At 70.8% G+C, this 12,557-nt stretch carries 12 protein-coding genes; 1 reads left to right on the forward strand and 11 read right to left on the reverse strand.

The window, feature by feature from the left end; all coding sequences use genetic code 11:
* Positions 1 to 4: 4 nt before the first annotated feature.
* The 10 genes from ACZ7LE_RS13400 to ACZ7LE_RS13445 all read right to left on the reverse strand — a co-directional run bounded on the left by ACZ7LE_RS13400 (position 5) and on the right by ACZ7LE_RS13445 (position 9,182).
* Positions 5 to 301 (reverse strand): WXG100 family type VII secretion target, encoded by a 297-nt coding sequence (locus tag ACZ7LE_RS13400; RefSeq protein ID WP_470403763.1) that lies wholly within the window; start codon positions 299 to 301, stop codon positions 5 to 7.
* Positions 302 to 387: 86 nt separating this feature from the next.
* The gene (locus ACZ7LE_RS13405; protein WP_470403764.1) at positions 388 to 1,131 is read right to left on the reverse strand and encodes a hypothetical protein; all 744 of its coding nucleotides are present in this window, start codon (positions 1,129 to 1,131) and stop codon (positions 388 to 390) included.
* Positions 1,128 to 1,814 carry a hypothetical protein gene (locus ACZ7LE_RS13410; RefSeq protein ID WP_470403765.1) on the reverse strand — a complete coding sequence of 229 codons (687 nt, stop codon included), beginning with the start codon at positions 1,812 to 1,814 and terminating at the stop codon, positions 1,128 to 1,130. The genes ACZ7LE_RS13405 and ACZ7LE_RS13410 overlap by 4 nt, the downstream gene beginning before the upstream one ends.
* Positions 1,811 to 3,259 carry a hypothetical protein gene (locus tag ACZ7LE_RS13415; RefSeq protein WP_470403766.1) on the reverse strand — a complete coding sequence of 483 codons (1,449 nt, stop codon included), beginning with the start codon at positions 3,257 to 3,259 and terminating at the stop codon, positions 1,811 to 1,813. Before ACZ7LE_RS13415 ends, ACZ7LE_RS13410 begins: the two co-directional genes overlap by 4 nt.
* 54 nt (positions 3,260 to 3,313) lie before the next feature.
* Complete coding sequence (locus ACZ7LE_RS13420) at positions 3,314 to 3,595, reverse strand: hypothetical protein (RefSeq protein ID WP_377229172.1); 282 nt, start codon at positions 3,593 to 3,595, stop codon at positions 3,314 to 3,316.
* A 4-nt stretch (positions 3,596 to 3,599) separates the two neighbouring features.
* A complete protein-coding gene (locus ACZ7LE_RS13425) occupies positions 3,600 to 3,896 on the reverse strand; it encodes a WXG100 family type VII secretion target (RefSeq protein WP_357477270.1) in 297 nt (98 codons plus the stop codon).
* Between the two features lie 207 nt (positions 3,897 to 4,103).
* Entirely contained in the window at positions 4,104 to 5,507 is a 1,404-nt protein-coding gene (locus tag ACZ7LE_RS13430; protein ID WP_470403767.1) for a lipase family protein, read from the reverse strand.
* A 338-nt stretch (positions 5,508 to 5,845) separates the two neighbouring features.
* Positions 5,846 to 6,550: a DUF6580 family putative transport protein gene (locus tag ACZ7LE_RS13435; RefSeq protein ID WP_470403768.1), complete on the reverse strand. Its 705-nt coding sequence runs from the start codon at positions 6,548 to 6,550 to the stop codon at positions 5,846 to 5,848.
* Positions 6,529 to 6,978 (reverse strand): DUF4430 domain-containing protein, encoded by a 450-nt coding sequence (locus tag ACZ7LE_RS13440; protein WP_470403769.1) that lies wholly within the window; start codon positions 6,976 to 6,978, stop codon positions 6,529 to 6,531. The genes ACZ7LE_RS13435 and ACZ7LE_RS13440 overlap by 22 nt, the downstream gene beginning before the upstream one ends.
* Positions 6,979 to 7,058: 80 nt before the next feature.
* Positions 7,059 to 9,182, reverse strand: coding sequence for a DNA gyrase/topoisomerase IV subunit B (locus ACZ7LE_RS13445; protein ID WP_470403770.1), 2,124 nt, complete (start codon positions 9,180 to 9,182; stop codon positions 7,059 to 7,061).
* Positions 9,183 to 9,413: 231 nt separating this feature from the next.
* On the opposite strand from ACZ7LE_RS13445, the gene ACZ7LE_RS13450 reads away from it, so the two are divergent.
* On the forward strand, positions 9,414 to 9,620 hold the full coding sequence (locus ACZ7LE_RS13450; protein WP_020014335.1) for a DUF7455 domain-containing protein: 207 nt from the start codon (positions 9,414 to 9,416) through the stop codon (positions 9,618 to 9,620).
* 123 nt (positions 9,621 to 9,743) lie between these two features.
* On the opposite strand, the gene ACZ7LE_RS13455 is transcribed toward ACZ7LE_RS13450, so the two are convergent.
* Entirely contained in the window at positions 9,744 to 12,401 is a 2,658-nt protein-coding gene (locus ACZ7LE_RS13455) for a LamG-like jellyroll fold domain-containing protein (RefSeq protein ID WP_470403771.1), read from the reverse strand.
* Between the last annotated feature and the right edge of the window lie 156 nt (positions 12,402 to 12,557).

Consider the following 12,557-nt stretch of genomic DNA (forward strand, 5'->3'; position numbering starts at 1 on the left):
GGGACTACTTGTTCAGCGCGTTGGCGAGCTCTTCGTCGGTCTTGCGCAGTGCCTCGGCGGCCTGCTTGAGGTACTCGCCGATACCGGTCAGACCCTCCATGACCTGCTTGCCACCCTTGTCGAGCTCCTTGTAGGACTCGTCGAACCGCTTGGAGGACTTGTCCGTGACATAGCCGTCCTGCACCAGGTTGTCGACCATGGAACGCAGCTGGTCCAGCTTGTGCTGCATGTCGTCCGCCTCCTGCTTCATGCGCTGGGCGGCGTCCTCCATCTGCTGGAAGGTCACATTGATGTTGGCCATGATCGGTCCTCTCGGGTTGCCTCGTGGAAAACAGGGCGATCGTACATGAAACGGACACCCCCGAGGTGAAATCCACGGGTCATCCCTTACGCGGATCCAGGGACCCTCCGTTCGGGCAGACTCACGGGGTTCGCGCCGGGTCCGGTCCAGCGGAACGTGGCCATGACGGCGTCGAAGAACTCGACCAGCGTCTCGGCCAGCCGTTCGGTGTCCGGGCTGCTCCAGCTCGTGCTGAACGACAGCACCAACCAGTCGCCGGCCGCCTCGTCCCGGGAGACGACATACGTCACCTCACGGGTGGAGCTCACCGGTCGGCCGCCCTCTCGGTGCACATCGTGCCTGGTCTGCACGACCCGCGCACCCGGACATCCGTCCAGGTCAACCGCCTCGCCGGAGCCGTGGGCCGCACCCAGCACCCGTTCCGCGACCTCGGCGGGGCTGCGCCCCATCTCGCCGAAGAGCTCGGTCTCGGTGATCGACGCCGGGACGGCGATGCCGGCGATCGGAACCGTCGGGAGATACACGGCGCCGGTGCTCGGGCCGGCGTTCGCACCGGCGAGCGCCGTGCGGAGCGAGGCCCGGAGCAGCTCCCGGCTCGCCGCGGCGTCGGTGTCCTGCGCACCGTCCGCGAACGCCCGGTCCTCGGGCAGGGCGCGGGCGACCACCTCGTCGACGGCGGCGTCCCGCTCCTTACCACGCTCCGCGCCGAGGGGGAACCGCGCCCAGCCCGGGGGCAGGAGGAAGGCCCAGGTGTCGGTCGGGGCCGCGTGCGATCCTGTCGCAGGGCCGGCCGCTGATCCTGCCGCTGCGTCCGCCGCCGGCCCGGTCATGCGTCGGCCCGGTTGATCAGCACGGCGGGCATGAGCTGGTCGAGCAGCTCCACCATCGCCGCGCCGAGCACGAGGTCCTGGGTGCGCCAGACCAGCACCGTGTCCACGACCGCGTCCGGGTGCTCGGTGCGCCGCCCCAGTCCCACGCTCATCCAGGCACCGCCGGACTCCTCGCCGATGTCGAGGCGGATCACCCGCACCCCGTCGCCGTCCGGCATGTCGGGGTACTCGACGGCGGGCGGTGCGGCGGGGTAGCCGCCCGTCGCTCCCAGCGCGGCCATGAGGTCGTCGTCGGGCGCCGCCGGGTCGCTGATCCCGACGGCGACGAGCACCGGCACCGGCCCGCGCCCCAGCACACCGAGGGCCGCGACGACGCGGTGGTCCCCGGGGGCCATGCCGTCGGCGAACTCCCGGAGGTTCGCCACCGAGACGGCAGCCAGCTGGTCGAGCTGGGCGCGGGCGTCGTCGTCCAGCTCGACCGTCGTGCCGGACTCGTCGGGCACGGGCTCGAGCGACTCCCGCACGACGGCCGTGGCCCCGCGCTCCCAGGCGGCGAGGTCGTGGGACGCCCCGGTGATGCCCCCGGGGATCTCGAGCCAGCCCTCGGGCAGATCCAGCCGCCACTCCCAGGCCGACGCCAGGGCGCGGGGCGCGCTCGGCGTGCCGGTCTCCGGTGTCGTCACAGGCCCGTCTGCTCCGAGTAGAGGCCGCTGTAGTCGGCGTCGCGCCAGCCGTCGAGGCTCCAGCGCGGGTCGCCCGGGTTGAAGTTCGACGGGTTGATCAGGCTGAACGGCCGCATGGACCAGCCGAACGTGTACGAGATGGGGCCGATGTACATCCACGGCTTGATGGCGAACCCGGTGATCCCGAGCTGGCTCAGGGCCGCGTTGATCTTCTGCACGTCCTTGATGTCGCTGATGCCGATCAGCCGGTCCCAGCGCCACGGGCCGCCCTTGATCGCGGTCAGGAAGCGGCTCGAGTCGTTCTTGAACCACGCACCGAACTTGCTGAAGTCGCCCTTGACCCACGCGTTCGGCTTGCCGATCTGCCACCAGCCGGGTGACACGCGAGTGGTCTGGATGAAGTTGCCCCAGTTCGTGAACGGCTTGATCTGGGCCCCGAGCTTGCCGGTCATGAACCGGTCGAACGGGCGCATCGGGTTCTTGGAGTAGATGGCCAGCCGGCTGGCCAGGCTGTTCAGCTCCTTGATCGCCCCCGGCGTGAACTTCACCTTGGAGCCGAGCTGCGCGGCCTGGATGGTCTTGAGCGAGCCGGCCATCTTGGCCGCGACGCCGATCAGGCCCAGGCTGAGGATGCCGATGATGACACTCAGCCAGCTGCCCTCGCCCTGCACGGCCAGGATGAAGCTCGCCGCGACGGAGACCACCGTCGCGATCACGCTCAGCAGCGTGAGCATGCCCAGACCCGGGATGAGGATGCTGAGCACCGCCAGCGCCATCCCGATGTACATCAGGATCTCGACCAGCTTCTTGAGGAACTTGTTCAGCTTGTGCAGGAACGCTTCCCAGCCGCTGTGGTGCAGGCCGTCGTCGCCCCAGTTCTCCCGGATCTTGTTCGCGGCGGCGGTGGCCGCGGCGTCGAACTTGACCATGGCAGCACGCGCCTTCGCCTTTGCCGCCTCCAGGTCGCCCTTGGCCGCGTTGATCTTGCCGGTGCGGCTCTCGGACTCCTGCTTCTCCTTGTCGGTGAGCGGCGGGGCGTCGTCCGGCCGGTCGGCGTTCACCGGGTCGGGCAGGCCCTCGGCACCCTTCTGGGCGGCGGCCGCGTCCTGGGCCGCCGTCAGTGCCAGGCCCGTCTCCGAGCGCGCGTACTCCAGCTCGGGGCGGAAGGTACGCAGCGCGTCCCGGACGTCGTCGTACCGGCCGGACGCCTTGTTCAGCGCGTCGGCGCTCTCCCGGGAGCGCTTGCGCATGGCGTCGGCGGCCTTGCCCTTGAGCAGGGTCTCGTCGCCGTCGCCGATCTTCTTGAGCAGCTTGGCCTGCGTCGACATCGCCAGCGCGATGTCCTCGTAGTGCTTGATCACCGGGTCCAGCCCGGCCACGTCGGCCGGGACGGGGTCGGAGTCGTAGTCGAGCAGATGCCATTCCCCGGCCCGGGTGTCGCCCATCCTCGTCGTCCTCCTGCTGCTCGTGACTGCTGCTCGTGAACTACAGCTCGTGAACTACTGCTCGTCGAACGACGCCGCGAGCTCGATCTCCAGGTTGTTCCACTGCTCCGCGGCCTGCGCCATCTTCTTCTGCAGGTCCGAGAGGTTGGTGGTCAGCTTCTCCCGCTTGACCCACCAGTCCTCGACGAAGTCGTCCATGGCCTTCTTGACCGTGTCGTGGCCCCAGACGGTGCCGTCCTCCCACAGCTTCCCCATGTTCTTGAACTCGTCGATGATCGCCGCCAGCTGCTCGGCGGCCTCGTCGACGGCGACCGACGTGACTACGAGGTCGGCCACGGGACTACTTGTTCAGGGCGTTCGCGAGCTCTTCGTCGGTCTTGCGGAGCGCCTCGGCGGCCTGCTTCAGGTACTCGCCGATACCGGTCAGACCCTCCATGACCTGCTTGCCACCCTTGTCGAGCTCCTTGTAGGACTCGTCGAACCGCTTGGAGGACTTGTCCGTGACATAGCCGTCCTGCACCAGGTTGTCGACCATGGTGCGCAGCTGGTCCAGCTTCGCCTGCATGTCGTCCGCCTCCTGCTTCATGCGCTGGGCGGCGTCCTCCATCTGCTGGAAGGTCACATTGATGTTGGCCATGACAGAACCCCTCGTGCGTTGGTCGTTCTCGGACGGACTCACGTACGCGGTAATCGTCATCAACCGGACTAACCGGACGGCGACGCGCGCGTGAACAGCCGGGGAACGGCACACGGCGTGGCGACGACGGGCCCGGGGACCACCCCGGACCCGTCGTCGGTCGCGCAAAAAGTGGCCTCTACCTGCGCGTTTGCATGGACTTCAGGATCAGCAGTGCACCAGGAACGGTCGGTCCTTGAACCGCCGGTCGAGGAACGTGATGACACCGGGCGCCCCTGTCACCATCGTCGAGACGTGCTCGCCGAGGTGCCATTCCCACTGAACCTCCGCGCCGGCCGCGCAGTACTCGTCCCGCAGCGTCCGTGCCTGACCCGGTGCGACGATCTCGTCGAGCGTCCCGTGGAAGAGGCGGATCGGGACATCGGGCGGGTTGGCCCCGAGCCGGTTCTCGTCGAGCCGCGCCTGCCACTGCGGCGACCTGAGCGGGTCGGTCGAGGTGAACATCCCGATGTTCTGGAACGCGTGCGGCAGCGTGGCCTCGACGCAGGCGTCCTTCTCGCGCTCGTACGTCTCGCGGCCGCGCTCGTTGAGGTAGGACTCGAGGTTCAGCTCGGGGTAGGCGGCGTCGAGCCCGTAGGCCGCGAACAGCAGGAAGCCAAAGCCGACCTTCCCGTCGAGCCCCTCGGCCACCTCGGTCAGGTCGGCGGGCACGCCGCCCGCCGCGACGCCGACCAGGTCGAGCTCCGGCGCGTACTCGGGCTGCAGCTCGCCCGCCCACATCGCTCCCCCGCCGCCCTGCGAGTACCCGGAGAACGCGACCTTGCCCCCGGCCTGCAGCCCGGTGGCCGGCAGGTTCGTGGCGGCCCGCACGATGTCGATGACGGTGCGCCCCTCCGACTGCCCGACGACGTACGTGTGCCCGCCCGGTGTGCCGAGCCCCTCGTAGTCGGTCACCACGACCGCCCAGCCCGCCAGCAGCATCGGCTCGATGAAGGGCCGCTCGTAGTCGAGCCAGCGCGACGGCGCGCACGTGTCGCCGACGCCGCGCGTCCCGCTCGCCACGGACACGATCGGCCGCGGCCCCTCGCCCCGCCAGGGCGTGGTAGGCACCAGCACCCGGCCGGTCACCGGGATGTCCTGGCCGGTGGCGTTCGTCGAGTGGTACATCACCAGGTAGTTGCGGGCGCTGAGCTGCCGGGGCTCCTCCCGCCACCGGACCACCTCGCCGTTCGCGCCGTCGGGCAGGGGCGTCGGCGGGGTGTAGAAGTCGTCGAGCGGGACGGCCTGGTTCGGCACGACGGGGACGTCGGGCACGTCGGATGCTGAGCTCGGCTGGGCGGACGGGTCGGACGCCGCGATGGCCGGGTCGGACGGGTCAGACGCCGCCGCGGCGGTGTCGGACGCCGACGCGGCCGGGACCGCGACCGCCGGCAGCGCCAGCACGGTCAGGGCCGCGACGACAGCGGTCCAGCGCAGCCGGACGGACCTGCGGCCGGGCCTGGAGGCCGACGCGGAAACAGGCTCGGGGCCGGGCCCTGGAACTGGCTCGGGAACTGGCTTCGGGACGGCGGACGACGGATGCGAGGCGTGCGAACGGTTGTCGAGCGGCATCGGATCTCCTCGGTGAGGTCCTCGGACGCTCGGCATTGAGCGCCCGCGCCCGCAAGCGGGCCGCTACTGACTCTAACCGCAATAGCGCGGGGACAACAGCATCCGGACAGAACTGTCCGCCCCAGACCCGCGAACGGGCCAGAACCAGAACCAGGACCAGAACTAGTACCACAACCGGACCGGGACCGGGACCGACGAGTTCGGTCGGTCGCACTGAGATCGGTCGGTCGCACTGAGATCGGTCGGTCGATGGACCGATCTCGGTGCAACGGACCGAAGTCAGAAGCGTTGCCACGCAAGCTGCTCAGCCCCAACGGCAGGCGCGGGCGCCTCGCGGCTCAGCCCTGGGCGACCGCGGGCGCCGGGGACGCCGCCGCCTCGGCGCGCTCCACCAGGCCGGCGAGCAGCGCGGCGAACGGCACCAGCACCAGGTTGCCGAGGAGCATGGTGCGCAGGAACGGCAGCCCCGCCACGTAGCTCGCCAGGAGCCCGTCCAGGGTCGGCGGGTACAGCCCGTCCAGCAGCCAGACGCCGAAGTTGGTCCAGGCGAAGAACCACAGCGAGCCGCCCACGCCCACCCCGAGCGCCGCGGCGTACCGGCCGGGCCCGCGCAGGTGCCGCGCTAGGATCGCGCCGGCGCCCACCACGGCCCACGCCGACCAGGTGAACCACATGATCTGCGTGTTGCCGAGCACCGCGTCGCTCACCGCGACCACGACGAACGGCACCACGGCCGCCCATCGGTTGCGCAGCAGGAGCACGGCGAGGAAGGTCGCCGCGGTGGCGATCTCCAGGTTCGGGGGCGCGCCGAACCCGGGCGCGACGAGTCGCCACCCCACGGCGGCGGCCAGCACCAGCACCACGGTCGCGGGCCGCCACCAGCGGTGGGCCAGCTCCCGGACGGTCAGGTCACGACGAGCGGGTTCACGACGAGCAGAGTCACGACGAACAGGGTCACGACGAGCGGCGTCACGCCCCGGCACCTCGCGGCCCGGCTCGTCGCGCCCGTCCGACGGCGGCGTCAGTACGTCTCGAGGGTCCACGTGATCTCCTGACCATCCTCGGTCTCCAGCGCCCCGGCGCCGACCTGTGCGAGCTCGCCGTCCACGGCGAGCGACCAGAACTCGCTCTTCGAGTCGTCGGCGACCCGGCCGCCGATCGCGGTGACGAACGCGTTGGCGCCCTCCCCCGTGACCTCGGCCGACGGGTCCGCCTCCAGCAGCAGCTCCAGGGCGGTCGCACCGGTCCGGCCGCCGTAGCTGAGGCTCTCGACCTCACCCGACGCGTCGGTCGACAGCGAGGCCTCGGCGGACGGCGACGCCTCGGCGGCCGACTGCTGGCCCAGCGTCGCCGAGACCATCGGCTCCGGCTCCGCCGTCGTACCGGCGCAGGCCGCGAGCAGGCCGGCGACGACAAGGGCGGCCGCCGCGGAGGCGACGGTCCGGAGGGGATGACGGCAGGTCGTGTTCACGTCGGCCAGTCTAGGTCGGCGTGAACACGACGGCGCCGCCGTCTCAGGCGCCGATCTCCGGCGTCGAGCTCAGGTCGATCTCAGGCGTCGATCCGCGACCTGTCGAGCTCGGCGGCCCCCGCGATGAGGAACTCCTTGCGCGGCGCCACGTCGGTGCCCATGAGCAGCTCGAAGGCCCGCTCGGCCGCCTCGGCGTGCTCCGCGGTCACGCGCCGCAGCGTGCGGTGGCGCGGGTCCATCGTGGTCTCCGCGAGCTGGTCGGCGTCCATCTCGCCCAGGCCCTTGTACCGCTGGATGTCCGGCTTGTAGCGCCGGCCCGCTCGGTCGAGCTTCTTTAGCGTGACGCCCAGCTCGGCCTCGGAGTACGTGTAGATGTACTCGTTCTTGCGCCGGCCGTTGCCGATCACCTCGACCCGGTGCAGCGGGGGCACCGCGGCGAACACGCGGCCGGCCTCCACCATCGGCTTCATGTAGCGGTAGAAGAGGGTCAGCAGGAGCGTGCGGATGTGCGCGCCGTCCACATCGGCGTCGGTCATCATGATGATCTTGCCGTAGCGCGCGGCCTCGATGTCGAAGGACCGGCCGGAGCCCGCGCCGAGCACCTGGATGATCGCCGCGCACTCGGCGTTGCGCAGCATGTCGCTGATCGACGCCTTCTGGACGTTCAGGATCTTGCCGCGGATCGGCAGCAGCGCCTGGAAGTCGCTGGACCGGGCCAGCTTGGCCGTGCCGAGCGCGCTGTCGCCCTCGACGATGAACAGCTCGGAGCGGTCCACGTCGTTCGAGCGGCAGTCCGCCAGCTTGGCCGGCAGCGACGAGGTCTCCAGCGCGTTCTTGCGGCGCGAGATCTCCTTCTGCTTGCGGGCCGTGATGCGGGCGCGCATCTCGGCGACGATCTTGTCCAGGAGCAGCGAGGCCTGCGTCTTCCCGTCGCGCGTGGTGGCGGTCAGGCGGGCCTGGATCTCCTTCTCGACCACGCGGGAGACGATCTGGCGCACCGGGCCGGTGCCCAGCACCTCCTTGGTCTGCCCCTCGAACTGCGGCTCCGCGAGACGCACCGTGACCACGGCCGTGAGGCCGGCGAGCACGTCGTCCTTCTCGATGCGCTCCGCGCCGTCCTTGGTGGAGACCTTCAGCTTGCGGGCGTTGGTCTCCACGCCCTTGCGGATGACCTTGAGCAGGCCCTGCTCGAAGCCCGTCAGGTGGGTGCCGCCCTTGGGGGTCGAGATGATGTTGACGAAGGAGCGCACCTCGGTGTCGTAGCCCGTGCCCCAGCGCAGCGCGATGTCGACCTCGCACTCGCGCTGCACCTCGCGCGGCGACATGTGGCCGCGCTCGTCCAGGACCGGCACCGTCTCGGTGAAGTTGCCCGAGCCCTGCAGCACCCACGTCGCCGTGACGGGCGTGTCGGGGGCGAGGAACTCGACGAAGTCGGCCGCGCCGCCGGTGTGCTTGAAGGACTCCTCGTGCGGGCCGTTCTCGCCCGGCGTGCCGGGCAGGCCGCGCTCGTCCCGCACCACGATCTCGAGGCCCGGCACCAGGAACGTGGTCTGCCGGACGCGGGTGACCAGCTCGTCGTAGCTGAAGACCGCGGACTTGGGGAAGATCTGCCGGTCGGCCCAGTAGCGCACGCGCGTGCCGGTGCGGCCGCGCGGCACCTTGCCGACGATGCCCAGCTCGGAGTGGTCCACGAAGGGCTGGAACGTCGCGTCCGGGCTCGGACCCGAGGCGGGGTCGGAGAACGTGCCCGGCTCGCCCCGGTGAAAGGTCATACGGTGCGTCTTGCCGCCGCGGTCCACCTCGACGTCGAGGCGCGAGGACAGCGCGTTCACCACGGAGGCGCCGACGCCGTGCAGACCACCGGACGCCTGGTAGGAGCCGCCGCCGAACTTACCGCCCGCGTGCAGCTTGGTGTAGACCACCTCGACGCCGCTCAGGCCCGTCTTGGGCTCGATGTCGACGGGGATGCCGCGTCCGTCGTCCGAGACGGTCACCGAGGTGTCGGCGTGCAGCACGACGCCGATCTTCGTGGCGTGGCCGCCCAGGGCCTCGTCGACGGAGTTGTCGATGACTTCCCAGAGGCAGTGCATCAGGCCACGGGAGTCGGTGGTCCCGATGTACATGCCGGGACGCTTACGAACCGCCTCGAGGCCCTCGAGGACGGACAGGTGGCGAGCGGTGTACGACTCGGACGTTGCGGTCACGGCGACAGCGTAGACGAGGTCACCGACAACCCACGTCAGGCGCCCCGGGACGCGGCCCGAACGCCCCATGAACGGCCGTGTGACGCCGGTTTTCACCCCATGACGGAAATTACCCTTTCAGCGCAATTGGGGGCGGAAGGGCACCAGAAGTGTGAGCGACGCCGCTATGCTCGCAGCGAACCGCCCACCCGGGCCGGCATGAACCGCGCGAGCGAATGGTTGGATGGAGATGTGACGACCTTGACGACCGAACCGCTCACCGCCCTCGACCGCTGCGACCGCTGCGGCGCGCAGGCCTACGTGCGCGTCGTTCTGCCCGTGGGCGAGCTGCTCTTCTGCGGCCACCACGCGCGCGCACACGCGTCCGCCTACGCGGACGTCGCCACCCATGTCCAGGACGAGACCGACCGGCTCCACGCGGAGCACGGCCAGGCCTGACACCCAGGCCGGACGACCACCGGACCACAGACGCCGACAGACCGAACGCCGGCGGTGAGCCACCCCGAAGGGTGACCCACCGCCGGCGTCGTCATGTCCGGACCCGGGGCCCGGACGGGCGCGTCAGCCCGCCGCGAGCTCCGCGACCTCGGCAGCCGACAGCGCACGGTCGAAGACCCGGACGTCGTCGACGTCCCCGCGCAGGTGGTCGACCTCGTTGCCGCCGTACTGGCCGCGGCCGATCACGAGCGGCCCCTGCGTCTCCGGCGCGGTGCAGACGTTCTTCGTGGCGACCCGCTCGCCGTCCACGTAGAGCGACAGCTCCCCCGTCGCGGCGTCCCGCACTCCCGTCAGGTGGTACCAGCGGCCCGGCTCCGGCTTGGTGGGCGACAGCGCACGCGCGCCCACGAAGCTCATCGCCCAGCGCTGGTCCTGCCCCGAGTACTGCAGGAAGAACGCGCTGTTGCCGCCGGTGTCCTGGCTGACGACGGTCTGGAATCCGCCGTCGGCCACGTCCAGCCGCGCCCAGGCCGAGACGCTGTAGGAACCGTCGGTGCGCACCAGCGTCCGTCCCGTGTCGGCCTCGCCGGCGCCGTCGAACGACAGGCCGCCGCCCGCCACGCCGTCGGCCCAGGTGGTGCCCGTCAGCGTCGCGTCGGCGTCGCCGACGCCGTCCGCGGCGACGACGCCCGCGCCCTCGTCGAAGCCCCACGCGTGCACGCCGGTCAGACCGGGCGTCCCGGGGTCGACGACGGGCGGTTCCGCGCCCGAGCCGTCCGCGCCCTCGATGATCGACTCGTTCACCGCACGCACCTGCCCGAAGTCCATCTTCTCGACCTGCCGGTCGTAGGTGAAGAAGCCGTTGACCTCGTGCTCGACGTCCGTGATCTGCGTGTAGATCGACCCGCTGATGCCGCACTGCTGCGCGGCCGTGAGGACGTCCTCCTGGTTCTCGACGTAGCGCCGGGTGAGCGTGGCGACGTCAGGCGTCATCTCGTAGGCGTGACCGTCCTCGAACCACATGTGCCCGTCCACCTCGAGGCCGAACCCGCCGTGCTCTCCGTCGATCGAGGCGCGCGTGGCGTCCGGTACCGGCTGGGCCGGGCCCACGTACTGGTGCCAGTCGATGACGTCGCCGGCGCCGCTGTCCCCCAGCGAGTCGCAGCAGTTGACGCCGGAGTGCGCGTTGACGAGCCGGGTCGGGTCCTGCGCCTTGACCTCGCGGGCGATCCGCCCGGTCGCCTCCTGGGACCACTCGCCCCAGCCCTCGTTGAAGGGCACCCAGCCGATCACCGAGGTCCAGCTCGAGTTCTGGTCGACCATCTCGTGCAGCTCGCGCTCGAACCGCTCCTGCGCCTCGACCGGCGGGCGGCCGGGCTTCATCGCCGGCATGTCCTGCCACACCAGCAGGCCGAGCCGGTCGGCGTGGTAGAACCAACGGTCCGGCTCCACCTTGATGTGCTTGCGCACCGTGTTGAAGCCGAGCTCCTTGTGCTGCTCCAGGTCGAACGCGAGCGCCTCGTCCGTGGGCGCGGTGTAGATGCCGTCCGGCCAGTAGCCCTGGTCGAGCGTGGAGAGCAGGAAGACGACCTCGCCGTTGAGCGTGACGCGGTTGCGCCCGTCCGCGCCGGGCGCGATCCCGATCTCGCGCATGCCGAAGTACGAGCCGACCGTGTCGACGACCTTGCCGCGCGCGTCGCGGACGCGGACCTGAAGGTCGTAGAGGTACGGGTCGTCCGGCGACCACAGGTGGGCGCGCGGTACGCGCACCGAGATCGGATCGCCCACGGTCCCGGCGGCCTGGGCCACGACCTTGGCCTTCGGGACCGTCTCGCCCTTCGGGACCGTCTGGCCCGTCGTGTCCGCACTGCCCGTGCCGCTGCTCGCGCGGACGACGACGTCGACCCGCCGGCCGTCGGCCGCCGCGCTGCCCTCGACGGTGAGCGTCAGGGTGCTGGTGTCGACGTCGGTGGTCATGTCGAGCTTCGTGGCGTGGCTCGCCGCGACGGGCTCCATCCAGACCGTCTGCCAGATGCCGGACGCGCCCTCGTAGAAGATGCCGCGGTCCGGGACGTTGCGCTGCTTGCCGACGGGCTGCCAGGTCGCGTCGGTGCGGTCGGTGACGCCGACCAGCACCTCCTGCGGGCCCGACGCCGTCAGGGCGTCGGTGACGTCCGCGGAGAACCGGCCGTAGCCGCCCTCGTGGTGCGCCACCTCCTGCCCGTTGACCCAGACCGTGGCCGAGTGGTCCACGGCCCCGAAGTTGAGCACCACGCGCTGGCCGCCGGTACGCCAGGACGCCGGGACCTCGACCGTGCGGCGGTACCACATGTGGTCCTCGTGCCGGTCGATGCCCGACAGCTCCGACTCCGCCGGGTAGGGCACGAGGATCTCCTCGGCGAGCGTCTCGCCGAACGGCGGGGCCTCGCCCTCGACCGCTCCCGCGAACTCCCACAGGCCGTTGAGGTTCTCCCACCGGTCGCGGGTGAGCTGCGGCCGCGGGTACTCCGGCAGCGCGTTGTCGGGCGTCACCTCCTGCGTCCACGGGGTGGGCAGACGGGCGTCGGTCACCGGCCACGTCGCCTGGCTCGCACCCGGGGTGGCGGCCGGTGCGGCCGTCCCCGGTACGACGGCGAGCACGGCGCCCGTGGCCAAAGCCGCGAACGTCGCGCCGAGGCGACGTCGGTTGCGACTGTCGGCACGGCGGCCAGGGCGAGGTCGGGCGTCGGCTGGTGCGGGGTGGGCGGACGACGGGGTGTGGTGCGACCTTGCTAGCGACATCGGTGTCACCTTTCTGGTCCCGAACACGGTCGGCAACAGGTAGGCATCGTTGCCAGGGGCTACCGTAACGTCCGGCCGTCGCGCCGCCTAGCCCCCATTCAGCTCATTCCCATTGAGCTCATCTCCGTCGAGCGCGAGTTCATCTCTGCCGAGCTC

It is taken from the genome of Promicromonospora sp. NPDC110617 (assembly GCF_055598465.1).